Source organism: Arthrobacter globiformis, assembly GCF_030818015.1.
GTDB lineage: Bacteria > Actinomycetota > Actinomycetes > Actinomycetales > Micrococcaceae > Arthrobacter > Arthrobacter globiformis_C.
Map to the genome: position 1 here is coordinate 4,472,840 of NZ_JAUSZX010000001.1, position 25,346 is coordinate 4,498,185.

The 25,346-nt window shown below is 66.2% G+C and carries 24 protein-coding genes; 10 read left to right on the plus strand and 14 right to left on the minus strand.

Translation table 11 applies throughout. From position 1 onward, the window contains the following. Positions 1-44: 44 nt before the first annotated feature. The 4 genes from QFZ23_RS20940 to QFZ23_RS20955 all read right to left on the minus strand — a co-directional run bounded on the left by QFZ23_RS20940 (position 45) and on the right by QFZ23_RS20955 (position 3,922). A complete protein-coding gene (locus QFZ23_RS20940; RefSeq protein ID WP_306926962.1) occupies positions 45-341 on the minus strand; it encodes a DM13 domain-containing protein in 297 nt (98 codons plus the stop codon). Beyond that, positions 342-617 (minus strand): hypothetical protein, encoded by a 276-nt coding sequence (locus QFZ23_RS20945; RefSeq protein WP_306925932.1) that lies wholly within the window; start codon positions 615-617, stop codon positions 342-344. Between the two features lie 38 nt (positions 618-655). Then, positions 656-3,169: a sensor domain-containing protein gene (locus QFZ23_RS20950; RefSeq protein WP_306925933.1), complete on the minus strand. Its 2,514-nt coding sequence runs from the start codon at positions 3,167-3,169 to the stop codon at positions 656-658. 114 nt (positions 3,170-3,283) lie between these two features. Next, complete coding sequence (locus QFZ23_RS20955) at positions 3,284-3,922, minus strand: GOLPH3/VPS74 family protein (RefSeq protein ID WP_306925934.1); 639 nt, start codon at positions 3,920-3,922, stop codon at positions 3,284-3,286. Positions 3,923-4,112: 190 nt separating this feature from the next. Here QFZ23_RS20955 and QFZ23_RS20960 point away from each other — a divergent pair, with 190 nt between their 5' ends. The 6 genes from QFZ23_RS20960 (at position 4,113) to QFZ23_RS20985 (ending at position 11,021) form a co-directional block, all read left to right on the plus strand. Next, positions 4,113-5,006, plus strand: a complete 894-nt coding sequence (locus QFZ23_RS20960; RefSeq protein WP_306925935.1) for a MurR/RpiR family transcriptional regulator — start codon at positions 4,113-4,115, stop codon at positions 5,004-5,006. Between the two features lie 51 nt (positions 5,007-5,057). After that, positions 5,058-5,981, plus strand: coding sequence for an NAD(P)-dependent oxidoreductase (locus QFZ23_RS20965; RefSeq protein WP_306925936.1), 924 nt, complete (start codon positions 5,058-5,060; stop codon positions 5,979-5,981). Positions 5,982-6,031: 50 nt separating this feature from the next. Further along, positions 6,032-7,579 (plus strand): aldehyde dehydrogenase family protein, encoded by a 1,548-nt coding sequence (locus tag QFZ23_RS20970; protein ID WP_306925937.1) that lies wholly within the window; start codon positions 6,032-6,034, stop codon positions 7,577-7,579. Between the two features lie 13 nt (positions 7,580-7,592). Next, entirely contained in the window at positions 7,593-8,807 is a 1,215-nt protein-coding gene (locus tag QFZ23_RS20975) for an amidohydrolase (RefSeq protein ID WP_306925938.1), read from the plus strand. After that, complete coding sequence (locus QFZ23_RS20980) at positions 8,804-10,231, plus strand: DUF3100 domain-containing protein (protein WP_306925939.1); 1,428 nt, start codon at positions 8,804-8,806, stop codon at positions 10,229-10,231. Before QFZ23_RS20975 ends, QFZ23_RS20980 begins: the two co-directional genes overlap by 4 nt. Before the next feature lie 337 nt (positions 10,232-10,568). Next, positions 10,569-11,021 carry a hypothetical protein gene (locus tag QFZ23_RS20985; protein WP_306925940.1) on the plus strand — a complete coding sequence of 151 codons (453 nt, stop codon included), beginning with the start codon at positions 10,569-10,571 and terminating at the stop codon, positions 11,019-11,021. A 5-nt stretch (positions 11,022-11,026) separates the two neighbouring features. Here QFZ23_RS20985 and QFZ23_RS20990 read toward each other — a convergent pair whose 3' ends face one another. From QFZ23_RS20990 to QFZ23_RS21025, 8 genes are read right to left on the minus strand one after another with little or no spacing between them, the layout of a single operon-like run. Beyond that, positions 11,027-12,100: an L-idonate 5-dehydrogenase gene (locus QFZ23_RS20990; RefSeq protein WP_306925941.1), complete on the minus strand. Its 1,074-nt coding sequence runs from the start codon at positions 12,098-12,100 to the stop codon at positions 11,027-11,029. Continuing rightward, on the minus strand, positions 12,100-12,870 hold the full coding sequence (locus tag QFZ23_RS20995; protein ID WP_306925942.1) for an SDR family oxidoreductase: 771 nt from the start codon (positions 12,868-12,870) through the stop codon (positions 12,100-12,102). Before QFZ23_RS20995 ends, QFZ23_RS20990 begins: the two co-directional genes overlap by 1 nt. Next, positions 12,867-13,811 carry a 2-hydroxyacid dehydrogenase gene (locus tag QFZ23_RS21000; RefSeq protein ID WP_306925943.1) on the minus strand — a complete coding sequence of 315 codons (945 nt, stop codon included), beginning with the start codon at positions 13,809-13,811 and terminating at the stop codon, positions 12,867-12,869. Before QFZ23_RS21000 ends, QFZ23_RS20995 begins: the two co-directional genes overlap by 4 nt. Before the next feature lie 47 nt (positions 13,812-13,858). Then, entirely contained in the window at positions 13,859-14,608 is a 750-nt protein-coding gene (locus QFZ23_RS21005) for an SDR family oxidoreductase (RefSeq protein WP_306925944.1), read from the minus strand. A gap of 30 nt (positions 14,609-14,638) precedes the next feature. Continuing rightward, positions 14,639-15,979, minus strand: a complete 1,341-nt coding sequence (locus QFZ23_RS21010; RefSeq protein WP_306925945.1) for an MFS transporter — start codon at positions 15,977-15,979, stop codon at positions 14,639-14,641. A 48-nt stretch (positions 15,980-16,027) separates the two neighbouring features. Next, on the minus strand, positions 16,028-17,041 hold the full coding sequence (locus QFZ23_RS21015) for a biotin-dependent carboxyltransferase family protein (protein ID WP_306925946.1): 1,014 nt from the start codon (positions 17,039-17,041) through the stop codon (positions 16,028-16,030). Next, complete coding sequence (locus QFZ23_RS21020; protein WP_306925947.1) at positions 17,038-17,763, minus strand: 5-oxoprolinase subunit B family protein; 726 nt, start codon at positions 17,761-17,763, stop codon at positions 17,038-17,040. The genes QFZ23_RS21015 and QFZ23_RS21020 overlap by 4 nt, the downstream gene beginning before the upstream one ends. A 1-nt stretch (position 17,764) precedes the next feature. Continuing rightward, entirely contained in the window at positions 17,765-18,553 is a 789-nt protein-coding gene (locus QFZ23_RS21025; protein ID WP_306925948.1) for a LamB/YcsF family protein, read from the minus strand. Positions 18,554-19,100: 547 nt separating this feature from the next. Here QFZ23_RS21025 and QFZ23_RS21030 point away from each other — a divergent pair. The 3 genes from QFZ23_RS21030 to QFZ23_RS21040 all read left to right on the plus strand — a co-directional run bounded on the left by QFZ23_RS21030 (position 19,101) and on the right by QFZ23_RS21040 (position 22,303). Then, a complete protein-coding gene (locus QFZ23_RS21030) occupies positions 19,101-20,021 on the plus strand; it encodes a LysR substrate-binding domain-containing protein (RefSeq protein ID WP_306925949.1) in 921 nt (306 codons plus the stop codon). A 134-nt stretch (positions 20,022-20,155) separates the two neighbouring features. Continuing rightward, on the plus strand, positions 20,156-20,389 hold the full coding sequence (locus tag QFZ23_RS21035) for a hypothetical protein (protein WP_306925950.1): 234 nt from the start codon (positions 20,156-20,158) through the stop codon (positions 20,387-20,389). 180 nt (positions 20,390-20,569) lie between these two features. Beyond that, positions 20,570-22,303 (plus strand): HNH endonuclease, encoded by a 1,734-nt coding sequence (locus QFZ23_RS21040; protein WP_306925951.1) that lies wholly within the window; start codon positions 20,570-20,572, stop codon positions 22,301-22,303. 155 nt (positions 22,304-22,458) lie between these two features. Here QFZ23_RS21040 and QFZ23_RS21045 read toward each other — a convergent pair whose 3' ends face one another. Together QFZ23_RS21045 and QFZ23_RS21050 are read right to left on the minus strand one after the other, a co-directional pair. After that, entirely contained in the window at positions 22,459-23,136 is a 678-nt protein-coding gene (locus QFZ23_RS21045; RefSeq protein WP_306925952.1) for a 4-carboxy-4-hydroxy-2-oxoadipate aldolase/oxaloacetate decarboxylase, read from the minus strand. A 50-nt stretch (positions 23,137-23,186) separates the two neighbouring features. Next, positions 23,187-24,395, minus strand: a complete 1,209-nt coding sequence (locus tag QFZ23_RS21050; protein ID WP_306925954.1) for an aspartate transaminase — start codon at positions 24,393-24,395, stop codon at positions 23,187-23,189. 307 nt (positions 24,396-24,702) lie between these two features. Here QFZ23_RS21050 and QFZ23_RS21055 point away from each other — a divergent pair, with 307 nt between their 5' ends. Continuing rightward, positions 24,703-25,236, plus strand: coding sequence for a hypothetical protein (locus QFZ23_RS21055; RefSeq protein ID WP_306925957.1), 534 nt, complete (start codon positions 24,703-24,705; stop codon positions 25,234-25,236). Positions 25,237-25,346: the final 110 nt, after the last annotated feature.

Sequence of the window (25,346 nt, forward strand, 5' to 3'; positions counted from 1 at the left end):
CGGCGGAACCTCCCGCCGTCGTCCTTCTTGCGTTAAAGGATGGCTCATTTGGCAAGCTGGGCCGCTCCGAAAGAAACACTGAACTGGACGCACCACAGGTCCACGGACCTGTACTTGGCCAGGTCAACGTCCTCCGGGATCGCGTACACCTGGTTGCCCAGGTTCCCCTTAATCATGCCCAGGTCAAAGTGTGCGGCGGAACCGGCCGTGAACCATCCGGCCGTTCCCTCGACTACGTCCGCGGCGCTGAGCCAGACGTGTACATCCGGGCCGTTGGAGGTGTCCAGGTTCTCCAGTGTCAGGACGAGTTTCCCGCCGGGTTGCTGAATAATCCGGACGATTCATGTTGTGGCGTGTTCGTGGCTGATCAGGGAGCCCTCGGCTAGCTGAATCGGAACCTCGGGCACGTTTGTGATGGTTCCGGAGGGCGGGTTCGAGCTGGCGGAGGGGGATGGCGGTGCCTGCCCCGCTGAGGTTGCGATGGTGCGCAACTGCTCATCCACCCGCACATCGACAAACAACAGCCACGGCTTGAACAGCACTAGGCCCAGCGCCAGCAGTGCGGCACCCACAGCGGCGGCGATCACCCAGCGGCGCTTGCGTTTGCGGGCCTGCATGCTGCAAATCTACACCCGTCATCTCAGCCGGAGGTGGATCAGCCGACCCGGGGCAGCGACTTCCCCGCGGACATCCCCGCGGCAGCCTGCGCGGCGGAAATCGCGGCCGGGAGCCTGGCCGGGTGGGACTTTAGCCAGGCCGGGATCCGTTCCGCCGGCAGGGGCTTGCTCCACAGGTACCCCTGCGCCAGGCGTACGCCCAACCGGCGGAGTTCGCTGAGCTGGACGGCGGTCTCGACGCCTTCGGCCACGACATCAAGCCGCAGACTCTCCGCCATGCCCAGGACGAGTTCGATGATGGTTGCACCGTGCGGATCGGTTCCCAGCTCCTCGACGAAGGTGCGGTCGATTTTAAGCGTGCGGGCCGAGAGCCACTTGAGGTAGCTCAGTGAGGAGTATCCGGTTCCGAAGTCGTCGATGGACAGGCCCACGCCCAGGCGGGCCAGCCGCTGCAGGGTTTCCTTGGGCAGGTCCGGCTGATCCATGAGCACGGTTTCGGTGATTTCCAGGTGGACGACGGCAGGGTCGATGCCGGTGTCACGGATGGCAGCCTCCACCACGTCGGGAAAGTCGCCTGTCACGAGCTGCCGTCCGGAGATGTTCACCGCCGCAGTGAAGTTCTGTGCCCCCGGGACCTGCGTGCGCCATTCCTGCACCTGCCGCAGTGCCTCGCGGAGCACCCATGTGCCGATCGGAAGGATCAGGCCCGTCTCCTCGGCAATGGGGATGAAGGCGTCCGGCATGATCGGGCCGTGCTCATGGTGGTGCCATCGCAGCAGCGCCTCAAAGCCGACAGTGTCCTCCGTGGTGACGTCAATGATCGGCTGGTAGTTGAGGGAAAGCTCGTTGCGTTCCAGCGCCAGCCGCAGATCGGACTCGAGGTCCAGGCGCCCCGTGGCCCGCCCGGTCATGCGCACATCATAAATTGCTGACGAATCCCCGCCCGCTGACTTGGCCCGGTACATGGCGGCGTCCGCGCCCTGCAGCATCGACTCGGCCGTGTCCTCCCGGTCCGCGAGGGCGATGCCCACGCTGACATTGAGGTAGATCTGCCGGCCGTCCACGTCAAACGGCTGCCGGGTCGCTTCCTTGATCCGTTCAGCCAGGTCCTGGGCTCCGCACATCAGCAGGTTCTCGCAGATCACCACGAATTCGTCGCCGCCGAACCGGCCCACGGTGTCGCCGTCCCTGACAGCGGCCTTCAGCCGCTCGCCGAGCAGCACCAGAATGGTGTCGCCGGCACCATGGCCGATGCCATCATTGATCAGTTTGAAGCGGTCGACGTCGACGAACATCACCACGGGCCGCGCGGACCGGTCCAGGAAGCCCTGCAGGACCTCGGTGACCATGTACCTGTTCGGCAGGCCGGTCAGTGCGTCGTGGCGCGCCTGCCACTCCAGGATCTGTTCCGCGTTCTTCCGATCGGTGATGTCCAGGACGGTGTCCAGGAACCGCACAGGCTTGCCGTCTGCGCTGTTCATGCTCCGGATCCGTGAGTGCAGCCACCGCTGTTCGCCGGTGGGCCGGATGATCCGGTATTCAAAGTCGGCGAATCCGAGGCCGTTGTCCAGGCTCTGCCAGACTTGGCGGACGCGCTCCCGGTCCTCGGGGTGCGTGCGCGCGAGGATGGCTTCGCGGTCTTTGCGGTCCCCGGCGGACATTCCCAGGATCCGGTCGAATTCCTCCGAGTGCCATGTCTCCGCCGTGGCAACCGTGTGTTCGACGCTTCCCACGTGGGCCATCTCTTGGGCAGCCAGGAGCCGCTCGCGCTCCGCCTCAGCGGCGGCCTTGAGCCGCTGGATCTCCGTGATGTCCCTGGCAATGGCGGACGCCCCCACCCGTACACCGTCTTGGTCGTAGACGGGAGACACGGTCAGTTCGACGTCGATCACCGACCCGTCCTTGCAGCGCCACCGGGCCTCCACACCGGTAACGAACGCCCCACTCCCCGTGCCGGCGGTGACTTCCGTGCCGAAGTACTCCCCGTCGTCGGCCGTCAGCAGCCCGTGACTTTGCCCCACAGCTTCCCAGGAGCTCCAGCCGAGCATCCTCGCCGCCCCGGCATTCCAACTAGTGATCTTCCCGGCGAGGTCAGCACCGATGATGGCATCGCCGGAGGACTCGACCATGGCCGAGAGCCTGCGCAGGATGGCCTCGGTGTGCTTTCGGTCGGTGATGTCCTTCGAAATCGCCACGACCGCCACGGGTACGGTGTGCCGGCCCCTGATCCGGCTGACGGTCGCGTGGACGGGAAATTCCCGGCCGGTGCTGTGGCGCACCCATAGTTCGCCGGCCCAGTCCCCGCCGCCCGCGAGTCTGTGCGCTATTTCCCTGTTGGTGGCACCCTCGCCCCGCGCCTCGGCGCCGCCTACAATTCCCAAATCCGTGATCTTGCGGCCCAGAGCCTTGTCCGGGCCAAACCCGTACAAACGCTCCGACGCGCGGTTCCAGTACGTGATGCGCCAGTCGCCGTCCATGCCGATCACCGATTGGCCGATCTCGTCCAGCAGCAGCGACTGCATCACCAAATCGTCGCGATGTTCCCCAGCCATAACCCCTCCGACAGGTGCTCCCCCGATGGCAACGCGCTACGCACTCGGACCCGTTTGCTTAAGGAGCCGTGCTGGCAGTAAATCAGCAGCCTGAGTTTCCTGCAAGAGTGTCGGCTACGTGGCGGCTTCCGCTTCCGCGAGCCGGATCATGCGAAGCTCATCCCGCACCGCACGGGAAGGCCAATGGTCACCGGCCAATTCCCTGATCCGGGCGGGACCGGCCCCCGGGAAAAGCTTGTCCATCAGCCCCGCCGCGTGCAGCAGGCCAATCAGCGCGGCGGTTCTGGCGTCCGACGGCGATCCGCTGAGTATGCTTTCGATCCTCGCCAGAAGTGCCGCCTCCGGAGCGTGGTCCTTCTCCGGGTAGCGTGTGGTCCTGAAGACGCCAAGATGCTTTTCGCCCACACGGGTCACGACGCCGAGAGCCGCCATCCCCTCATAGACGCGGTGCAGTTCGGCGCGGCTTTCCAGCATGGCAACCCACCGCCGCGGGCTGTGCGGCCGGGACTTGTCGTGGATCAGCTCCCACTGGTGCTGGAAGTCAGATTGCGGAGGCGCTCCGGTGGCCCTGACGTATTTCCCCTGCAGCTGGATTGCGCCCAGCAGGTCCAGCTCGGCCAGGATTGCGCCGGACAGGGCCGCCTTGAGCACGCTCTGCGGCACCTCCGGCTCGCCGTCCTTGTCATTCGTCGCCAGAAGAAGGAACGCCTGCGGCAGGTTCAGCTCCGCTGCGCCGGGTATTTCGGTGCTCATACCCCCATGGTGGCGCGGACCGGCCACCGCTGCAATGGACGAGCAGAGCGGATCAGAGGCCGGTTCCCCAAAAGCACTTTTCGCAAACGAAATTGCAGAGTACATTTATTGCAATCAGTCTTGCAAGGTGATCTGAGTTACAGATCCCGTGCGCACGCCACAATTTCCTGTCCAGAGAAAGAGGCCTGACTTGAACGCCAACACCGCCGGCCTGGAAGCCAGCACAGGAACCGGCGCGGGCCCCGCCTCCCATGCATGGCTCGGCGACGCGCTTCCGGACGTTCCGCTGTCCAAGGCCCAAAGCCGCGTGGTCGACGTCATTGCGCGCAACCCGCAGCTTTCCTCATATGCAGACATCGCGGAGATCGCCCAGCGGGCCGACGTCAACAATTCGACAGTGGTCCGCGCGGCCCAGCACCTGGGCTACCGGGGCTGGCCGGACCTCCAGCGGGAACTGCGGTCCCGCTACCTGGTGACGATCTCCACCGAGGACACCCTGACCGAGCACGGGGAGCACCGCAGTCCCCTGCATGACGCGCTCAACCACGACATCGAGAACCTGCGCCTGACCCTGGACTCCAATACGGCCGACGACGCCGAAGCGGCCATCGCCACCATGGCGGCGGCCAAGTCCATCATCGTTCTGGGGCTGGGCTCGTTCGCCGGCCCCGCCACCGTGATGGCCCATCTGGGCTCGACCATGGGATACCCCATCACCCTCGAGAACCGCGGCGCGGTCCACCTCGCCTCCAGTGCCAACGCCTTGGGGCCCGGGGATGTCCTGGTGGTCATCAACATGTGGCGCTCGATGCGGCAGATCATCGTCACCGCCGAAGCCGCGAAACAGGCGGGCGCCAAGGTCATCGCCATCAGCGATATGCGCCGCGGCCGCCTGGCGGCCGTCGCCGACCACCTCCTGGTGGTGGCATCGGAGGGCATCTCCTTCTTCCAGTCCGTCACCGCCGCAAACTCACTGGTCTACGGCCTCCTCGCGGGCATGGAGGCCGCGCACCCCGAGCGCAGCCGTGCAGCCATCCGCCGCACCCAACAGCTGTGGAAAGACCTCGACATCTACCTCGACTGACCTGCAGCTCCCTCAACTGCACCCCACATACCTTCGTCCAGGAGCACATTCATGAACACCAGCACCGAACACCGCATCGCCGTCATCGGCCTCGGCTCCATGGGCGGAGCGATGGCAGCCACGCTCCACAACGCCGGCTGGGCGGTCACCGGCTTCGACCCCTCGGAGGCAGCACGGACCGCCGCGTCCCACGCCGGCATCGCCACCACCGCCAGCGTCGAAGATCTCGCCGGCACCCCCTATGCGGTGCTCTCGCTGCCCGCGGCCAGCGTCGTCGAGTCCACGGTGCCGCAGCTCCTGGCGTCACCGGGAACCGTCGCGATCATTGACACCACCACCTCCGAACCGGCAACGAGCAAGCGGATGGCCGAACTCGCCGAAGCGCAAGGCGGAGCGTTCGTCGATGCCCCCGTCTCCGGCGGCCGCGACGGCGCATCCACCGGAACGTTGAGCGCCTTCGTCGGGGCAACCGATGCGGCCCTTGCCGCCGCCGAACCCGTCCTGCTGGCACTCACCGGCGGCAAGTACAACCACGTCGGCGGACCCGGCAGCGGCAACGTCGTCAAGCTCCTCAACAACGTCCTGGCCGCGGCCAACCTGGTCTCGGTCGGCGAGGCACTGGGTATCGCCAAGGCCTACGGCATCGATCCGGCCAAGGCGGCGGCAAGCATCAGCGAAGCCTCCGGAGGCAGCAAAGTCTCCGCGAACATGTATCCCAACTGGGTGCTCTCCGGAACCCACGATTCCGGTTTTTCGCTGGGGCTCATGGCACGCGACGCCGCACTCGCCGTCGACGTCGCCGCCCGGATCGGCGAAAACCCGGCGCTGCTGGCCGCCGTCGCCGGCCAATGGCAGGAAGCGCTGGCCGCCCTCGGACCGCGCGCGGATTTCACCGAGATCGCGCGGACCGTCGCCCCGGCCATCACCCCGGCCGGCGCCCCCGGCACTACAAACGACACCACCGCGGTCGTCTGACGGCCCCCTGAACAAGACGACGTCTTCCCCAAACAAAGAGGATCACCACATTGAGCACCACCACAGCACCCACGTCCTCGTCAGCGGCCACCGCCCGGGCCGTCCTGGACGCAGCGTTCCCGGCCGGCCTCGGGGCATTCCTTGACGGCAGGACTGTCCCCGGCAGCGGCGAGAGCATCACCCTCATCGTCGCGGCAACGGGCGAACCGTTCGCCACCTACGCCGACCCCGGCACCGAGAGCGCCAACGCCATCCTGGAAAGCTCAGTCGCCGGGGCGAAAACCTGGGGCGAAATGAACGGGTTCGAAAGGGCGGCTATCCTGCGCAACGTCAGCCGCACCGTGGAAGCGCACGCGGAGGAACTGGCCATCCTCGAGTCAGCCACCACCGGAAAGCCCATCCGCGATGCCAGGGTGGAAGCCGCCAAGGTCGCCGAGATGTTCGGCTACTACGCGGGCTGGGCGGACAAGCTGACCGGCCAGACCATCCCCGTTCCCGGCCCCTGGCACACCTACACCGAACGCGTCCCCTGGGGCGTCGTCGTCGCCATCACGCCGTGGAACGCGCCGCTGTTCACCGCCGGCTGGAACTCGGCCGCTCCGCTGGCCGCGGGCAACGCCGTGATCATCAAGCCCAGCGAATTCACGCCGGCCTCCAGCATCCGCCTCGCCCAGCTGGCGCACGAGGCCGGCCTGCCGGACGGCGTGTTCAACGTGGCTGCGGGGCTGGGCCAGACCGTGGGCGCGGCCCTCACCGGCGACCGGCGCGTCGGCAAGGTCAGCTTCATCGGTTCCGTCCCCACCGGACGCCGGGTGGCCGTCGCGGCCGCGCAGGCCGGCATTCCCGCGCTGCTGGAGCTCGGCGGCAAGAGCGCAAACATCGTCTTCGCGGACGCGGACCTGGAACGGGCCGCCGACGGCGCCATCGCGGCGATCTTCTCCGGTGCCGGGCAGTCCTGCGTGGCCGGGTCGCGGCTCCTGGTGGAGCGCAGCGTGCACGCCGGGTTCGTGGAGCTGGTCGCGCAAAAAGCCGCGCGGCTGCGCGTCGGCGACCCGCTGAGTGCGGACACCGAGGTGGGCCCCATCATCACGGCGCAGCAGTTCGCCACCGTCACCTCGCTCATCGAGGCTGGAATGAACGACGGCGGACGCCGGGTCACGAGCGGCACGCTTCCCGACGCTCTGGCAGGGTCGTCGCTGGCCGGAGGCCACTGGGTGATGCCCACCCTGCTCGACGGCGTGACGCCCCAGAACCGCCTGGAAACCACGGAAGTCTTCGGACCCGTCGTCGGGGCCGACGCCTTCGACACGGAGGCCGAGGCCATTGCCCGGGCAAACAACACAAACTTCGGCCTGGCGGGCGCGGTGTGGACCTCGGACGTTTCCCGCGCCCACCACGTGGCACGCCAGGTGAAGGCCGGCACATTCTGGATCAACTCCTACAAAACCATCCACGTGGCCGTTCCGTTCGGCGGCTTCGGGGATTCAGGCCACGGCCGCTCCTCCGGTCCCGGCGTCCTGGACGAGTACACGCAGACCAAAGCCATCTGGGTGCCGACCCGTGCAGCAGGCGCCCCCTTCCCGTCCCTCTCCTACTAGGGCAGGCGCGCTTATGGAACTGACAGAAGCATCGGCCCTCCGCACTGCCCTTGCCGAGGGCGTCAGCAGGTGGAAACCGCGGGTGCAGGATATGGCACACCAGATCCATGCCCACAAGGAGGTGTCCTTCGAGGAGGTGCTCTCGGCCGGGGCCGCAGCAGACCTGCTGGCCGAGGGCGGCTTCGAGGTGGAACGCGGCACCGGCGGCCTCCCCACGGCCTTCACCGCCACCGCCGGCAGCGGCGAACTGACGGTGGCCCTCTGCGTGGAATACGACGCGCTGCCCGACATCGGACACGCATGCGGGCACAACCTGATCGCGGGCGCCTCCGTCGCCGCCGCCCTGGCGCTGCGGCCCTTCGTCGGAGAGCTGGGCGTCACCCTGAAAGCCATCGGAACGCCCGCCGAGGAACATGGCGGCGGCAAGGCGCTCCTGCTGGAACGCGGCGCGTTCGACGGCGTCAGCCTCGCCCTGATGGTCCATCCCGTCCAGGACGGCGTGACCTACAACCCGGCAGGCACCAGCGCGCAGGCGGTTGGCCGGTACCGGGCGACGTTCACCGGTCAGGCCGCCCACGCGGCGGCCGCCCCGCACCAGGGTGTGAACGCCGCGGACGCCGCCGTGCTCAGCCAGGTGGCCGTCGGCCTGCTGCGCCAGCAGATCCCCGGCGACCACCGCATCGCGATGTATGTCGCAGAGGCCGGCCACGTCACCAACATCATTCCGGAACGGGCGGTGGTGGAGTTTGAATGCCGGGCCTTCACCCTGAACGAATACGAAGCGCTGCTCGAGCGCGTCCGCCGCTGCTTTGAAGGGGCCGCCATTGCCACCGGGACGACGCTGGCCATCGAGGACACGGAACCGGTCTACGAACCCCTGGTCCAGGACGACGCCCTGGCGGCTCACTGGACCGAGGCCATGGATATTTTTGGGAAGGACACCTCGCCTTCGGCCGGCATCAGCGGCGGCTCCACTGACATGGGAAACATCTCCCAGGTCATCCCGAGCCTGCATCCCTGGCTCAGCATTCCCGGTGCTGACGTGCCGATCCACTCCCACAGCTTCGCAGCACTTGCAGACTCCCCCGCGGCATATGCCGTGATGTTCGAGGCAGCCACCGCGCTGGCCTGGACAGTCGCCGCCGCGGCCACCACCCCCACCGAAAGGGCACGCCTGATCAAAGCGGCCTACCGCCGTCAGACGGTCACACAGGAAGGCACATCATGAGCACCAGCACAACACCCGCGCGGACAGACAGGGCCGGTGCCCGGCTGACGCTTCCCATCGCCGCACTGGCCTTTGTCATTGCACTGGCGGTCCAGCTGATCGGCCAGGCCAAGATCGACGTCGGCATCGGCGCCATCGTCATCTTCCCCATGGTGTGGGGCCTCATCCTCGGCCTGCTGGTCTCGGTCCAAAGGTTCAAGCCGCTGGGACTGGACCTGCAGCGGGTCGCCGCCGCCCTGGTCGGTGTTGCCGTGCTGCTTCTGGTGGCCAGGCTGGCGTTCAACATCGGGCCCAGCCTTCCCACCCTGCTCAAGGCAGGCCCGGCGCTGCTGCTGCAGGAGGTGGGCCACCTGCTGGGCACCATTGCGCTGGCCCTCCCGCTGGCCGTGTTGCTCCGGATGGGCAAGGCGACGGTCGGAGCCACGTTCTCCCTTGACCGCGAACCATCCTTCGCCATGGTCTCCGAAAAGTACGGCCCCGACTCCGACCAGTACCGCGGCGTCCTGGCCATGTACGTTTTCGGCACCCTGTTCGGCGCCGTGTACATCACGCTGCTGACCTCGCTAGTGTCCAACTGGAAGATCTTCGACCCCCTGGCCCTGGCCATGGGAGCAGGCGTCGGGTCCGGGTCCATGATGGCGGCGTCCTCCGCCAGCATCATCGCCGCCTACCCCGGCGACCAGGAGGCAATCCTGGGCATGGCGGCCATCTCCAACCTGATTACCACCATCCTGGGCGTCTACGTCGGCATCTACCTCGCCCTGCCGCTGGCGGACCGTTTCTACCGGGTCCTCACCCGCAGGCAGACCCGGGAAGAGGCTGCAGTCACGGCCGGCGCCCCGGCACAGCATGCGGACACCCAGCGCCGCGCCGTAGGCCCGAACGGCGGCCCCGACACGGAGCCAGATGGCGCGGATTCCGCCAGGGAAGCAGCCCAGGCGGAGGAAAACCGCCGCTTCCGCGAACGGGTTGCCGAATCGTCGGCGGCCATGCACCTGCCGCTGTGGCTGTCCCTCTCGGTCCTCACCGTCCTCGGCATCGGCACGGCCTCGATCGCGGCCAAGGGATTCAGCCTGACCATCGTCGCCGGGTACGCGATCATGCTGGCCCTCGTTCTGGTCAGCATTGCCCTGGCCAAGCTCACCAAGAAGATCTCGGCCATCGTCTACATCACCACCATCGGCGCCTACATCTCCAGCCCCTGGTTCTTCGGCGCCGCGGCGATGAACGGCCCCATCAAGTCGGTGGACTTCCTGTCGATCGCCACAGTCATGCTGACGCTCGCCGGCCTGTCCCTGGGCAAGGACATTCCGCTGCTGAAAAACATCGGCTGGAAGATCATCCCGGTGGGCCTGTTGGCCGTCACCGCATCGTTCCTGCTGTCCACCGTGATTGCGGAGTTCGCCCTCGGGCTGTGGCATTAAGCCTCTGGCACTAACGCCCTGACGTTTAAAAAGGGGAGAGGACGACTAAAAGCGAAGCGGACGACGGCGGGACCTCCCGCCGTCGTCCGCTTCCCTTTTCATTTGGCTCTTGTCAGCGCAACCGGTCCATGAGTATGGTTCGGCCATCCGGACTTCCGGCTGCGCCGGATGTTTGGCAGTTCAGCGCGGCACCCAACGGCGCCGCCGTCAGGGGCACATGACCCTTACAAGCATGGCCCCGTAAATCCAGGCGCCCGGTCACCGCGCTGGCACGGCCACAGGCGACGCGGGACGCCACGCTTCCATTCACGCCCACCTTTATCCAAGGAAAAACCTGATGTTAGGCACCAAAAGCCGCCTCGCCGCCGTCGCACTCGCCGCCGGCCTCATGGGCATCGCCGCACCCGCCCACGCAGCCCCCTCGACGCTCGTGAGCGCGGGGCCCGGAATCCTCGTCGCCGACGGCGCCGCCGTCGATATTCCGATCACCTTCGTCTGCGACACCGACCCCACCCTGCTCATCGCTGTGCCCGTCATCCAGCTCACCCAAAGGGTCAGCGACGGACGGATCGCCGGTGGCCTCGGAAACGAACAGCTCAGTTGCACCCGACAGGCCCAAACCGTCACCATTCGGGTGGTTCCCAACGTGATGGCGTTCAACGAGGGCACGGCCGCAGCTACCGTCGTTCTGCAAAGCTGCAACGCGCAGTTCCAGTGCTCCGCCGAAATCGTCAACACCGAACTGAAACTCGCCAAGGGCGCGGGCAACGGGATCCAGCCCCAGAGGTAGGGCTACTAGCCGGCGAAGTTGAGGAGGACTTTGCCGGATTGGGCGGAGTTGCGGGCGGTGTCGAACGCGTTGAGGGCGTCGGTGACGGGGTAGTCGTGGGTGATGACCGGGCCGATGCTGAGGGTGCCGTCGGCCAGGGCGGTGATGACCTCGTCGATTTCGTCGTTGAACCGGAACGAGCCTTTGAGGTCCAGTTCCCGGGTGATGGCCAGCGAGATTAGGACCGGCTGCGGGCCGGTGGGCAGCAGCCCGACCATGACCACGGTCCCGCCGCGGGCCGCGCCCTGGATCGCGGAGGCCAGGCCGTGGTGGTTCCCGGAGGACTCGATCACGACGTCGGCCTGGACCGCGGCGATCGCCTCCGCGTCGGTGGCGTGCAGGACCTCGTCCGCGCCCACCGCCGCGGCGATCTCCAACGGCCTGGCGTGCATGTCCACCGCGACGATCCGGGCCGCGCCGGCGCGTTTGAGGACAGCGACCGCCAACGCCCCGATCGGCCCGGACCCGATGACCAGGGCGGTTTTGCCGGCCACGTCCCCGGCCCGGGACACCGCATGCCAGGCCACCGACGCCGGTTCGATCAGCGCCGCCGTCCGCAGGTCAATGCTGTCCGGAAGGGTCCGGAGCATCCGGACCGGCAGGTTCACGTACCGGCTGAACGCCCCGTCCGTGTGCGGATACCTCGCCGCGGAACCCAGGTACGTGCAGCCCGGGGACAGGTTCGGCCGCTCCGCCGGATACCGCGGCGCATCAGGCCCCTCACCCGGTCCCGGGGTGGCCGGATGCACCGCCACCGGCGTCCCCGCCACCGGGCCGGTCCCGTCCCCCGCCGCCCGGACCACGCGCCCGGAGATCTCGTGCCCCAGCACCAACGGCGCCCTCAGGATCGACTCGCCCGCCGCACCGTGCAGCCAGTAATGCAGGTCCGACCCGCAAATCCCCCCATACAGCACCTCGACCACCGCCTCATCCGGCCCCGGTGCCTTCAGCGGGACCTCCTCGATCCGCAAGTCACCCTTCGCGTGCGCCACGACCGCCGGCCCCGACACCGGCAAACCAGCCTCCGTTGTGTGTCTCATCAGACCACCACCGTCATTCCGCCGTCGATAAAGATCGTCTGCCCGTTCACGAAATCAGACCCGGCGGAGGCCAGCCACACCGCCGGACCGGCCAGGTCCTGCACCGTGCCCCACCGCGCCGCCGGGGTCCGGCCCAGGATCCAGGCATTAAACTGCTCATCATCGACCAGGTTCTGCGTCATCTCGGTATGGATATACCCCGGCGCGATCCCGTTAATCTGCAACCCCGACCCCGCCCACTCAGCCGTCATCGCCCGGGTCAGGTTCCGCAACCCGCCCTTCGCCGCGACATACGGCGCGATCGTGGGCCGGGCCAGGTCCGTCTGCACCGAACAGATGTTAATGATCTTCCCGTGACCGCGCGGAATCATGTGCCGGGCCGCCTCCCGGCCCACCAGGAACGCGCTGGTCAGATCCGTGGAAATCACCCGCTCCCAATCCTTCACATCCAACTCCAGCATCGGCACCCGGTGCTGGATCCCGGCATTATTCACCAGGACCTCCAACGGGCCCACATGCTCCTCAACCCAGGCCACACCGGCCGCGGCCGCCGCGTCATCCGTGACATCAAACGCCACACCGTGCACCCGTCCCGGCGCGTACCCAGCCGCCATCACCGCCTCCGCAGCCTTCAACCGCTCAGCATCCACACCGTTCAGCACCACCGTCGCACCCGCATCAGCCAACGCCCGCGCCAACGCATTACCAATCCCCCGGCTCGAACCAGTCACCAACGCAACCCGCCCGGCCAAGTCAAACAGTGAAGTCATGCGAAGGGGCCCTTCTGCACCAGGTTGGCCGGAGCCTGTCCCGCGGCCAGTGCTTCGAGCTGCTTCCGCAGGAGCTTCAGGATCCGCGGCTGGAAGGCGGACGCGTTGCCGCCAACGTGGGGTGTGATCAGGGCGTTGGGCGTGGACCACAGCGGGTGGTCCTGCGGCAGCGGTTCCGGATCGACGACGTCGAGTGCACACTGCAGGCGGCCGGACAGGACTTCCTTGGTCAGTGCTGCCGTGTCCACCACAGGGCCGCGGCCTACGTTCACCACGAGGGCGCCGTCGGGCAGGGCGGCGAGGACTTCCTCGCCGATCAGGTGGTGGGTGTGGTCGTTCAGCGGCAGCACCGAGACCAGGATGTCGTGCGTGGCGGCCAGCGCGGCCAAGTCCGTGGACGCGTGGACCTCGCCGTGCTCGTCGGTACGCGCAGCGCTTCCCACCCGGGTGACCGTGACCTCGAAGGGCTCCAGCCGGCGGGCGATCTCGTGTCCGATCCCGCCGACGCCCACCAGCAGCACGCGGCGGTCCGCGAGGGACTGGCGCCGCTCCGGCCGCCAGAGGCCGTACTGCTGGTCGCGGACGGCCTGGTCGATGCCACGCAGTTTGGCGAGGATCAAACCCACCGCCAGTTCCGCCGTCGCCGCTGCATGAACGCCGGAGGCGTTGGCGACGCCGGCCGCCGGACCGGAGGCCTCAATGACGCCGTCGTACCCGGTGGACTGCGTCTGGACGAACTTCAGTTCGTCCACCTGGGCGAGCGATCCCAGAACCGCGCCGGCGTTGATGTAGGGGAGGATGACGCCGTCGATCTCTCCCAGCGTCGCGCCTTCGGGATCCGACTTCATGTCCCAGACAACACCTCTCAGCCCCTCAGGAAGGGGTGCGAGATCGGCGAGCAGTTGCCGGTCGGGGAAGCTGACTGTGCGTACTGGTTGCATCGGAAACCTGTTTCTGTGGATCTGGGGCGGATTAGACGGGCGGGCGGCTAGCGCCGGTCGAACGTGAGCCCGCCGGGGACCTGGAAGGTGGGCATGAGTTCCAGCATGCCAACGTTCACGTGGCGCGGTGTTTCGATGGCGTAATCCATGGCATTGACGATGTCGTCGGTGGTCAGGGATTCGTAGCCCTCGTAGTACGTCTTCCAGGCCTCTTCCATGGCCTCAGGCGTGCCGCCCATGTTGCGGCCGAAAATCTCCGTCTCGACGCGTCCCGGGCAGATCTCGGTGACACGGATGCGCTTGCCCACGGTGTCGTTGCGCAGCTGGCGCGAGACCTGGTGCACGGCGGCCTTGGTGGCGTGGTAGACCGTGTGGCCGTAGAAGTTGTACAGGCCGGCGATGGAGCTGATGTTGATGACATGGCCGCGGTCGCGTTCCACCATGCCCGGCAAGACCAGCCGGGTGAGCTGGAGCAGGCCGCGAAGGTTGACGTCAATGAGTTCATCGATGTCGCCCTCCGAGGAGTCCAGGATGTTGCCGGGCCGGGACACGCCGGCGCAGTTCACCAGGACATCGATTTCGAGATTTCCGACGGCGGCCGCCAGGGCCGCGGTGTCGGTCAGGTCGACGACGTGGGGAATAGCGCCGGTCTTGTCGGCCAGGTCGTTCAGGCGTTCCTCGTTGCGGGCCACGGCGTGGACGGTGAGTCCGCGCTTGGCCAGGCGCTCGGCGATCGCGGCACCCATCCCGGTTGAGGCGCCGGTGACGAGGGCGATTGAGTAGTCTGAAAACGGCATGTAAATCTCCTGGTTGTGCAGTAGTAAGTGTTAGGCGTCGCGCAGCGGAAGGTGCGCGCGGTCCTTGACGGTGCTGACGGCCGCCAGCGTGCCCAGCGCGGTGATGACGGCGTAGAAGGCGGGCATGTAGATGTTGCCGGTAGACGAGATCAGCCAGGTCATCAGCAGCGGGGCAGTTCCGCCGAAGAGTGCCGAGGAGATGTTGTAGCCCAGACCGTAGGCCGAGTACCGGACGCGGGTTGGGAACAGTTCCACGATCAGGATGTGGATCACTGCGGTGTGCCCGGCGAAGACAACTGCCATGAGGCAGGCACCCAGGATGGCCAGGGCCATGTTGCCCGTGGCGATGAGTGCGTAGGAGGGGATGCCGAGGACAGCCATGGCGATGGCCGATCCGGCGATGACCTTCTTGCGTCCGATGCGGTCCGAGAGGGCGCCCATGAACGGGATGGCGACGCAGATGACCACGAGGCTGCAGGCGGTAACGAGGAGGGCCTCACCGATGGTGAAGTTGAGCTGCTTGCCCTTAAGGAATGTGGGCATGTAGGAGAACAGGACGTAGTAGCCGGAGCCGTTCATGAGCGGGATGAACAGGGCCAGGAGCATGGCGCGGCGGTGTTCGGCGGAGGCGAAGGCTTCCTTAAGGGGGTTCTTGGACAGGCCGCCCTCTTCCTTGAGCTTCACGAAGTTGGGGGTGTCCGCGATGGCCTTGCGGATGTACCAGCCGATGACGCCCATGGGGATGGCGACGAGGAACGGGATGCGCCATGCGAACGAGCCGAAGCCGCCGCCGTTGATTGCTGCTGCGGTAAGCCACGGGGACATCGAGAAGGCAACCAGGGTACCCGTGAGGAGAGCCGCGAAGGAGGCGATCTGGGCGTAGGAGGTGATGATGCCGCGCTTGCCTTCAGGGGCGTGCTCGGCGAGGAAGGTCATGGCGCCGGCAGCCTCGCCGCCGACGGAGAAGCCCTGCAGCATCCGGAGCAGCACGAGTAGCACAGGCGCTGCGATGCCGATGGCCGAGTAGGCGGGCAGGAGCCCGATGCCGGCGGTGGCGATGCTGATCAGCAGGATGACGAAGACCAGGAGTTTTTGTCGCCCGATCTTGTCCCCCAGGATGCCGCAGACCACGGCTCCGAGGGGGCGGACGAAGAAGGACACGGCGTAGCCGGCGAAGACGAACAGCAGGGCGTTATCCGGGTTGCCTGGTGCCAGGAACACGAGGGCAAGCGTTCCGGCCATGAAGGCGAAAATGCCGTTGTCGTAAAGCTCCACAAAGATTCCGACGCACCCGGCAGTTACTACTTTCCGGGTCTGCCTCGCATCGAGGCGGTCATGCTGCGGGGCACCCGCATGCGTTGATACAGACATTTTCATTCCTAACTTGGACTTAGTTCGAGGGGAGGTCATCGGGGATCCTTAGCTGCCGGCTGCCGGCACGAGTTCCGGCCAGCCGGGATCCTTGCCGATACCAAGGAGGGCGAAGACGGTGCTGACGCGGGAACGGAGGTTTTCCAGTTCCCGTATTGCCGCCCGATGCTTTGCTGTGGCTTCGGGAACGGTGGTCTTGCGGAAGGTGATGGTGTGCCCGGGCCGGGCCTGGGCGAGGGTGTCGAGCGAGCGGCTGGTGACCACTGCCAGGACGGGATAGCCAGCGGTGACTCCGCGTCCCCGGTGCAGCACCAGCAGCTCTTCCCTGGAGGGAACCTCTATGGCTCCCACCGGAACGCCGCGCGAGAGCACTTCGGCTGTCGATTGGCGTTCGGGAAGCGCCCCGCCGAGGCGCAGCCCGATGTGGTTGCTCCGGGCACTGACGGTGTATTCGGTGTTGAACAGCAGCTCTGCTGTGTTGCCGAATTCTTCAACGTCCGGACCGTCCGTGACGTCAATGACCGTCCGGCTGCCGAACTCTGGCCGGGTCAGCCCCAGCCGGAACAGCGGAAGGTCAAAGTATGGCTGCCGGATTGGTCCGACGCTCCTGGAGGTCTTCAGCTCGGTACCCTCGGAGAGCCTAAGGCCGAAGCCGATGACCGTGTCGGGGGCACAGCTTCCCAGCAGCGCCGGCGCCTCGACGGAACCGTGGACGGCAAGGTAGGCGCGGAGGCCGCCGGTGATGCGGCGCACCGCCACGGTCTCCCCCGCACGCACGGATACGGGTTCCCACTGCGGGCATTCGCGCCCGCCGACCGTGAGGGTCAGCGGTGCGCCGGTGACGGCGATGAGGAGATCCGTGGTGGCCTGCATCCGGAAGTCCAAGGCCGTTATTTCCAGAAGCGGGGCGTTGTCGGCATTGGCCGCGAGGATATTTGCCGCCCGTGCCGAGAACTGGTCGAGTGCCCCGTTGACGGGAAGCCCGAACCGGGGTCCGCGGAAGCGGCCCAGGTCTGTGACCACGGAGTTGCCGGGCTGCTGGATGATCAGTGATCCGCTCATCGTGCTGCCTCCAATTTCCGGCCCGCGTAGTCTGCGAACTCTTCCGGCTGGATCTGGCGGAACTTCAGGAGGTCGCCGGGCAGATAGGGAACCAGCGGCTCGCTGGCGGCGTCAAGGACGGTGAGCGGGGTCTGGCCGATGACGCACCATCCGCCGGGTGCCACCGCTGGGGCGATGACTGCCTGCCGGCCGGCGACGGCCACGGCCCCTGCCGGAACGGACAGCCGGGGGTCCTTCAGCCGCGGAACCGGGAGCGGAAAATCGGGGCCGTCCATCATTGGAGAACCCGCAGGGGCGCCGAGGCAACGGATGACGTAGGACTTCGCAGTGTGCAGTGCGATGATCTCCTCCACGGAGAGCTGCTCGTGCTCGGCGACGCGCGCCAGGTCCGGGCCGTACTCGCCGCCGTAAACCACCGGAACGCTGAACTCGCGGGGCGTGCGGGCTGGTGCTCCTACATGCTCAAGCTGGCGCAGGCCAAGGAGGACAAATGCCCGGACCTGGCGCGCCGAAGTGACCCCGGGGTCAAATTCCACGAGCAGGGAGTCGTACGTCGGCACTGCGCCGTGTACGCCGTCGGCCCCTGCAGTTTCAAGCCACTGCGCGAGGGAATGGACGGTGCTCCAGTTGGCCTCCGCGTCAGCGGAGGAGGCGACGACCCGCAGGGCCGAATCCCCGGACTCGAAGATCTCCACGGGAGTTGGATTTGGGGTGGCAGCCATGTCAGGCGACCTTCTCTTTGGCGGCCAGAACCTGGGCGAGCGGGGCGATGGTCACGCCGGCGTTCTCCAGTTCGGCGCGGACCTGGCGGGCCAGCTGCACGGCGCCGGGCGTGTCACCGTGCAGGAGCACGGTGTCGGCAACAATCGGCAGGTCCGTGCCGGCGACGGTCTCGATGAGCCCTTCGCACACCATCCGCACGGTGCGCTCCACGATGGCGGCAGGATCGTGGATCACGGCGCCGGGGCGGCCGCGGGGCACCAGGGTGCCGTTGGCTTCGTAGGCGCGGTCGGCGATGCCGACGATGCCCACCGGGAGCTGCCGTTCGGCAGCGGCGGAGGCCAGTTCGCCGTCCTGTGCCAGGACGATGAGGCCGGGATTCAGGCGGGCGGCGGCGTCGGCCACAGCCGCTGCGTAGTCGGGGCGGGTGGCAACGAGGTTGCCCAGGCGGCCGTGCGGCGCAATGTGTGCGACGCTGGTGCCGTGGTAAGCGGCGAAAGCGCTCAGCGCGCCGAACTGGTACAGGACGTCGTTGCGGACCTCGTCCGCCGTCAGGTCCATGGCGCGCCGGCCAAAGCCCCGCAGGTCCGGGAAGCTCGGGTGTGCCCCGATGCTGACCCCGCGGCGGACACATTCAGCGACCGTGGCGTGCATGATGTCGGGGTCACCGGCGTGGAAGCCGCAGGCGATGTTGGCACTGGAAACCACCTCGAGCAAGGCCGCGTCGTCGCCCATCGAGTAGGCGCCGAAGCCTTCTCCAAGATCTGCGACGAGATCAACTGTGGGTCCCATTATCTGCCTTCCTGGGTGGTTAGCAGCGGCCCTGCCCGCCGGGGCAAAGGGATCAGCTGCGCTGGTGATGAAGTGTGTCCGAACTGGCCCTGTGGAGGTTTCCCGGTTCGGCGCTGCCGGGCTACCGGCTTCTGCAAAAAAGTCTGACACCGGGATTTGGCTCACACAAAGACGTAATCGGTGTCACGGGATAGGTGGTGGTTATGACCACCTCCGCAGTGGAGCCCATGATCGTCTCCTTCCCACTAAGGAGGGTTCGGCCTTGGCGGCCCGCCCTCGTTGAATTGAAGATATGGAGCGTTTATTTCGTGAATGTAAAAGCAACCGGCGATTTCGGTAAAAGCGATTAGGATGCAAAATGCATCTGACCCCATCAGGAATTTGCATGTCACCGGAGGGGATAGAATGTAGGCTTAATGAAATAGCGTTCTGGGTTCAACCTAGTGTCAGCGATGTGGATCACACAAAGACCTATTGCGTATCCCTCCATAGCAACCCGTTATGACCTTCTGTGGGGTTCAGGACGCCGCGAAGAGAGAGGGCGGCCGTGGATACCAGGAAACTTGCGTACTTCGTGCAGATCGTGGACTCGGGGAGCATCACCAAGGCGGCGGCCGCACTTCACGTGGCACAGCCGGCCCTGAGCCAGCAGGTTTCGGCGCTGGAGACTGAACTGAAGCAGCGGCTGCTGATCCGCAGCAAGCAGGGCGTGCAGCCAACGGCCGCCGGGCACACGCTGTACCGCCACGCCCAGTCCATCCTTCGGCTCGTCGCGCAGGCCCGGCAGGACGTTGCCAAGTCCGGGGCCGCGCCGTCAGGCAGGGTGTCCATCGCCATTGCGCCCTACAGCATGGCCTCGAGCCTGACACCCCAGATCATCAGCGAAGTGGCCCGTCGGTACCCGGATATCGTCCTGCACGTCACGGAAATCTATGGCGGCGTCCTGAGCGAAGCCATCAAGAACGGCCGGCTGGACATGGCCCTCATCTACGAGCCGGGCCCCATCCGCGGTGTCCTCTTCACCACGATGATCGTCGAGGACCTGCACCTGGTGGTCAACGCCGCCAGAACGGATGTTAACGCGGAGAACGGCGAGATCACGCTGGAGGAGGTGGCTCGCCTGGGGCTCTTCCTCCCCGAGAAGATCCACACCCTCCGGCAAGCAGTGGAGAAGGGATTCGACAGCAAGGGGCTGAAGCTCCAACTCGTGGGCGAGGTGGAGTCGGTGCCGTCCATTGCCCGTCTCCTGCGGGCGGATCTGGGGGCCACCATCATGCCCAAGTCTGCGGCGGATGCCCTGTTCCACGAGGAGGACTTCCACGTCCTGCGGATCGTGGACCCCGCGCTGCAGTGCAAAATCGCGCTGTGCACCCCCGACCACGATCCCCTCTCGGAGGCGGCATCGGCTGTACTCCTGGTGCTGAAGGAAATGCTGCAGGAAATGCTCAGCAATAAGTATGGCCGCTAGGGGTTCATAGGTTCCGCTTATCGGGGCACTTATCATTTGTCTTAGTAACTGGCACCCCGGGATTCTAATATTGGCAGCAAGCCAAGAATTTGTGGAAAAGCATTTTCCACAATCAGAATCAACGGGAGCCTGCCATGAAAAAGCTCAGCACCATCAGGAGAACTACCGACCCGAGTCTGGGACTTATGGCGAAAACCGGGTCCCACTGCCCCACCAATGGTTTTTGGCGACCGGAGGACCGGTCCGCAGCTCCAGTCTTCGTGTTCGAGGGGAGCATCATGCCGGTCAGCGGCGGCGGCTCGACGGTCTGGTACCTGGAGGATGCCGTCGTAGGCGCCCCCGCCTACCAGGTTCCCCACCGCGTCTAACCGGTCCTCCCCTGCCAGCTTCCCAACTGTGTGGCGGCACAGGGCGTTCCCAAGGCTGGGAAGGCCCTGAGCTGCTACTTAGTTTTCGTTCTCGGGTGGATTCAAGAAACTTTTGGATCACGACCTCAGCTGGAGCCGGATCAGCGCTTTAATGTCGTACCCCCTTGGCAGACTGTGTTCATGGAAGGCAGCGGGAATTCAGCACTGACTGCAGGAGCGCCGTACGGTGACACCCTGCACACTGCCGCGGTTCCCGACGCCCTTTTTCCGGACGCAGTTTTTCCCCTTGACGCGATTCCCCACGGTTGGTTCACGGACGAGGCTATTCCCTTCGACGAATTCGCAGATGACGAGTTCCTGGAGGACGGAGCTCCATACGACGATGACCTCGACGCCGCGTTCCCGGCATCTATTCCGGAGGACCCGTTTCCCGAGGCCCTGTTTGCCAATGTCCTGTTCGCCGGCGGCGGTGCCTCCAATGCCTGTACGCCGTGGCTGGGCGTGGCGGACCGGGTCGCTGCGGCAAGGGTCCTTTTGCGGGCGGACCTCAGCGCCGACGGGGCGGGTTTGATCGACCAGATGCAGGCATGGGAGAAGATCAAGTGCCTGATTGCCGGGCAACAGGCGAGGCTTGCCGTCGCCTTCGAGATCCGGCACCGCCAGGAACACGCCGAACACGGGGCGCAGACCAACCTCACCCCTCTGTCGGTCGAGGACCTGGGCAAGAAACGCCCCAAAGACCACAGCATGGGCGCAGCCGAGCAGATCGCCCTGGCCCGCGGCGAGTCCCCGCACCGCGGCGGCCGGCTGCTCGGCATATCGAAAGCACTGGTCACCGAGATGCCCCACACCCTGGGCGCTCTGGACACCGGCCAACTGAACGAAGAGCGCGTCATGCACGTCGTGAAAGAGACAGCCTGCCTGTCGGTGGATGACCGGATGGCCGTCGACGAGGAGCTCGCCGCAGACACCGGAACCTTCACGGGCGCCGGAACCCGGGCCGTCATCGCCGCTGTGAAGGCCGCCGCTATCCGGCGGGACTCCCGCTCGGTCACCCAGCGTCCCAGCCATGCCGCGTCCGAGCGGTCCGTGAGCCTGCGCCCGGCCCCCGACTGCATGACCTACCTGACGGCGCTGCTGCCCGCCCATCAGGGAGTCGCCGTCTGGGCAGCACTGACCCGGCACGCCGACACCCTCCACGCCGCCGGCGACCCGCGCAGCCTGGGGCAGATCAAAGCCGACACCCTGGTCCAATGGACCACCGGCACCCCCGGCGGCGTCACCGGCATCGAGATCAACCTCGTCATGACCGACCGCACCCTCCTCCAAGCCGACAGCGAACCCGCCCGCCTCGCAGGCTACGGTGTTGTCCCCGCTGCCTGGGCACGGACGCTGTTAACGCAGGGTCAGGGATCGGCTGAACGCCACGAATCCGGCTCGCCGGATCGCCTTCAGCCCGCGGCGAGCGGCGGTTCACCGACCGGCCAGAACGAGCTCAAGATCTGGCTCCGGCGGCTCTACACCGCCCCCGGGACCGGCGACCTGGTGGCCATGGACTCGCGACGGCGCCTCTTCCCGGCACCGTTGCGCCGCTTTATCCAAATCCGCGACGACACCTGCCGCACACCCTACTGCGACGCACCCATCCGCCACCACGACCACATCATCCCCTGGCACGACGACGGCCCAACATCCCTCACCAACGGCGCCGGACTCTGCGAAGCCTGCAACGACACCAAAGAAAACCCCGGCTGGAAAGCCCAACCCAGACCCGGCCCACGGCACACCATAGAGATCATCACGCCCACCGGCCACACTTACCGCTCAAGCGCAGCCCCGTTACCAGGAACTGGACTGACCGGAACCTGGTTGCGCGAAATGCACCAATCCGAACAGCCCGGCCCTGCGCCGTAACAGGCGAGGCCGCGGGAAGCGAGGCGCGCGGAGCCGTAAGCGCCGGGAGCTAAATTCCGGCAGCATTACTACACCTCAGGCGGGACAGTAGTTCTGCCCCGCCTGAGGTGATGCCAGCGCCGGGCTAGGCAGTCAACCCACCCAGCGCTACCTAACTACGCGTGTTCGACCAGCAGCCCCTTGGCCTTCAGGACCTCGGTCAGGTTGCACAGCTCGATGGTGGTTCCGCCTGCCTTGTAGAGGCCGATGAGCTCGCGCTCAGCGTCGTCACGTTCCTGGGAGAGGCGGATGACTTCCTCGATCTCGTCCTTCCGGACCACAACAACACCGTCGGCGTCGCCGCGCAGGACGTCGCCTGGGTAGATGATCTCGTCACCGAAAACCACAGGGTGGTTGATGGGGCCGATGGTTTCCTTAACAGTGCCTTTGATGGAGACACTGCCGGAGAACACGGGCAGGCCCAGTTCGATGAGGTCCTGGGTGTCGCGGACGCCTGAGTCCGTTACCAGGCCTGCGAGGCCTTTGGCCTTCATGGCATTGCCGAGGACGTCGCCGAACGTGCCGGCTTCCTCGTACTCCCCGGCCGCGGCCAGGACAACGTCCCCAGCCTCGGCGTAGTGGATGGCCACCTGCAGCATGAGGTTGTCCCGCGGCGCGCAGCGGACAGTGGTGGCAGGGCCGCAAAAGGACATGCTGCGGTCGATCGGCTTGATCTTGGAGCTGAGCGCTCCCTTGCGGCCCTGTGCCTCGTGGATCGTGGCCGAGGAGAACTGCGCCAGGCGACGGACGGCGTCGGCGTCGGGTCGTTCGATGTTGGTCATTACGTGGATCACGGAATTTTCCTTCATTTGATGGGGGTTAGCTGAGGGCCCGCTTGATGGGGTTAGCTGAGGGCCCGGAAGGCCTTGTCGATGGCGGCTATGGACTCTTCAATGACGTCGAGGCTGGTGGCGTAGGAGATGCGGAAGTACGGGCCCAGTCCGTAGGCCGATCCCTGGATGACGGCGACTGAGGCTGCCTCAAGAAGGTAGAGCGTGAAGTCCTCGTCATTGGCGATGACCTTCCCCTCCGGGGTGGTCTTGCCGATGGCGCCGCCGCAGTTGACGTACGCGTAAAAGGCGCCTTCCGGCGTCGCGCATGAAAGACCGTCGACGGCGTTCAGCGCGGCTACCGCTGCGTTGCGGCGGCTGCGGTAGACCTCCACACTCTCCCGCACGAAGGTCTGCTCGCCTGTGAGCGCGGCGGCGCTGGCGGCCTGGCTCACGGAGGACGGGCAGGAGGAGATCTGCGACTGGAGCTTGTTGATCGCTGCGATCAGTGGCGCCGGACCGGCGGCGTAACCCAGCCGCCAGCCGGTCATGGCGTACGCCTTCGAAACGCCGTTGACGGCGAGAACGCGGTCCTTCAGCTCCGGAGCAACCTCCACCAGGCTCGAAATCCGGCCGGAACCGAAGTAGATCTGGTCGTAGATCTCGTCCGTCAGGACGTAGACGTTCGGGAAGTTCGCCAAGACATCCGCCAGGGCCCGTAGTTCCGCCCGGGAGTACACGGCGCCCGTCGGGTTTGACGGGGTGTTCAGGATGACCCATTTGGTCCGCTCATTCAGCGCCCCGGCCAGGGCTTCGGGGGTCAGCTTGAAGCCGGACTCCTCGCCGCAGGTGACAACCACCGGGGTGCCCTCGTTCGCGAGCACCATGTCCGGGTAGGAAACCCAGTACGGGGCGGGCACCACAACCTCGTCGCCGGCGTCCAGCGAAGCCATGAACGCCGTGAAGATCACCTGCTTGGCGCCACCGCCGATGGTGATCTCAGCCGGGGTGTAGTGGATGCCGCTGCGCAGCTCTTTGGTCTGGAGGATCGCCTTCTGCAGTGCCGGCGTGCCGGTGACCGAGGTGTACTTCGTCTCGCCCTTGCTGATCGCCTCAACCGCTGCCGCCTTGATGTGCTCAGGGGTATCGAAGTCCGGTTCACCGACTGTCAGGTCCAGGATCCGGCGCCCTTCTGCCTTCAGCTCACGCACGCGGGCCGCTGCGGCCACGCTGGCAGAAGACTTGATGCGGGACACTCGCGATGCAGGTTCAAATTCAGACATGGTCTCTTCCTAGGGAGTCAGGAGGGAGCGATACTCGTTCCTTCGACACTAGGGAATCCCGGCCGGTATGGATAAGACCTAATCTGCGTGGGCGGATAAGCGTCTCTTATGGACCGCCGTTATGGACCGCCGTCGAACGTCCCACAGAAGAACACTGACCAAACTTTTTGGTTATGGCTCCACGCACTATAGGTATTTCCGCCGCACCGTCCGGTCTGCCTAGCCTTCTACATAAGTCGGGCCGGCTTGGCGGGCGCCATTTGGCCGGCCCAAGCCGGCGCCGTCCGATGTAAATCCGAACCGAGGAGTGCTCTTGGCTGTTCTGCACCGCGACGACCGCGTGGTGGGCTACTACCGCTATCGGGGGACGGCGAAACCAGACACTGCCACTGTCCAGGCGGAAAAGACACGCAAGCTGCTCAGGGACAGCAGGCAGCGGATTTCCTTCAATGCCACCAGCATGCGCGCCCTCTCCGTCCGGCTGAACCAGCAGATCGCCCAGGCGCTTTGCGACGGCATGAAAGTCACCCGCCTCGCCGAGGCCGCGAAGCTCTCCCGCTGGACGGTCCGCACCGTGGGCCTGTCGTCCGACGACCTGCTCCCGTCGGGGCTGCCGGCTGAGCAGCATCTTGCGGTGATCCGCCAGCTCAAGTCGGAGCTGGCTGAACTTGAGGAGTCCAAGACCGCTCTGGAAGACCGCCGCCTGAGCCTCCTGGCAGCAGCACGACGGCGGGGGGTTCTGGATGACTATGATCTCGCCGCCCTCAGCGGCTTGCAGCGCGAAACCATCCGGAAAATGACCTGGGGCGTCCAGCCGGAATCCGGCGCCATCCCGGCGTAATCCGCACGGCGTCGTCGTACGCGTCAAGGCCCTAGCGTCAAGACCTAGCTAGGCAGAGCGAGCAAGCGTAGCGTCGTTCGGAGGAACGGCGGTGTCGGCAGCGGCAGGCC

Excerpts from the sequence above, each read along its gene's own strand:
- QFZ23_RS20950 (WP_306925933.1), bottom strand. The coding sequence starts at position 3,169 with ATGGCTGGGGAACATCGCGACGATTTGGTGATGCAGTCGCTGCTGCTG.
- QFZ23_RS21020 (WP_306925947.1), bottom strand. The coding sequence starts at position 17,763 with ATGGCTGCCACCCCAAATCCAACTCCCGTGGAGATCTTCGAGTCCGGG.
- QFZ23_RS21050 (WP_306925954.1), bottom strand. The coding sequence starts at position 24,395 with ATGTCTGAATTTGAACCTGCATCGCGAGTGTCCCGCATCAAGTCTTCT.
- QFZ23_RS21015 (WP_306925946.1), bottom strand. The coding sequence starts at position 17,041 with ATGAGCGGATCACTGATCATCCAGCAGCCCGGCAACTCCGTGGTCACA.
- QFZ23_RS21040 (WP_306925951.1), top strand. The coding sequence starts at position 20,570 with ATGGAAGGCAGCGGGAATTCAGCACTGACTGCAGGAGCGCCGTACGGT.
- QFZ23_RS21005 (WP_306925944.1), bottom strand. The coding sequence starts at position 14,608 with ATGCCGTTTTCAGACTACTCAATCGCCCTCGTCACCGGCGCCTCAACC.
- QFZ23_RS20990 (WP_306925941.1), bottom strand. The coding sequence starts at position 12,100 with ATGAGACACACAACGGAGGCTGGTTTGCCGGTGTCGGGGCCGGCGGTC.
- QFZ23_RS20965 (WP_306925936.1), top strand. The coding sequence starts at position 5,058 with ATGAACACCAGCACCGAACACCGCATCGCCGTCATCGGCCTCGGCTCC.
- QFZ23_RS21035 (WP_306925950.1), top strand. The coding sequence starts at position 20,156 with ATGAAAAAGCTCAGCACCATCAGGAGAACTACCGACCCGAGTCTGGGA.
- QFZ23_RS20980 (WP_306925939.1), top strand. The coding sequence starts at position 8,804 with ATGAGCACCAGCACAACACCCGCGCGGACAGACAGGGCCGGTGCCCGG.
- QFZ23_RS20985 (WP_306925940.1), top strand. The coding sequence starts at position 10,569 with ATGTTAGGCACCAAAAGCCGCCTCGCCGCCGTCGCACTCGCCGCCGGC.
- QFZ23_RS21000 (WP_306925943.1), bottom strand. The coding sequence starts at position 13,811 with ATGCAACCAGTACGCACAGTCAGCTTCCCCGACCGGCAACTGCTCGCC.
- QFZ23_RS20955 (WP_306925934.1), bottom strand. The coding sequence starts at position 3,922 with ATGAGCACCGAAATACCCGGCGCAGCGGAGCTGAACCTGCCGCAGGCG.
- QFZ23_RS20945 (WP_306925932.1), bottom strand. The coding sequence starts at position 617 with ATGCAGGCCCGCAAACGCAAGCGCCGCTGGGTGATCGCCGCCGCTGTG.
- QFZ23_RS21025 (WP_306925948.1), bottom strand. The coding sequence starts at position 18,553 with ATGGGACCCACAGTTGATCTCGTCGCAGATCTTGGAGAAGGCTTCGGC.
- QFZ23_RS21010 (WP_306925945.1), bottom strand. The coding sequence starts at position 15,979 with ATGTCTGTATCAACGCATGCGGGTGCCCCGCAGCATGACCGCCTCGAT.
- QFZ23_RS20995 (WP_306925942.1), bottom strand. The coding sequence starts at position 12,870 with ATGACTTCACTGTTTGACTTGGCCGGGCGGGTTGCGTTGGTGACTGGT.
- QFZ23_RS20975 (WP_306925938.1), top strand. The coding sequence starts at position 7,593 with ATGGAACTGACAGAAGCATCGGCCCTCCGCACTGCCCTTGCCGAGGGC.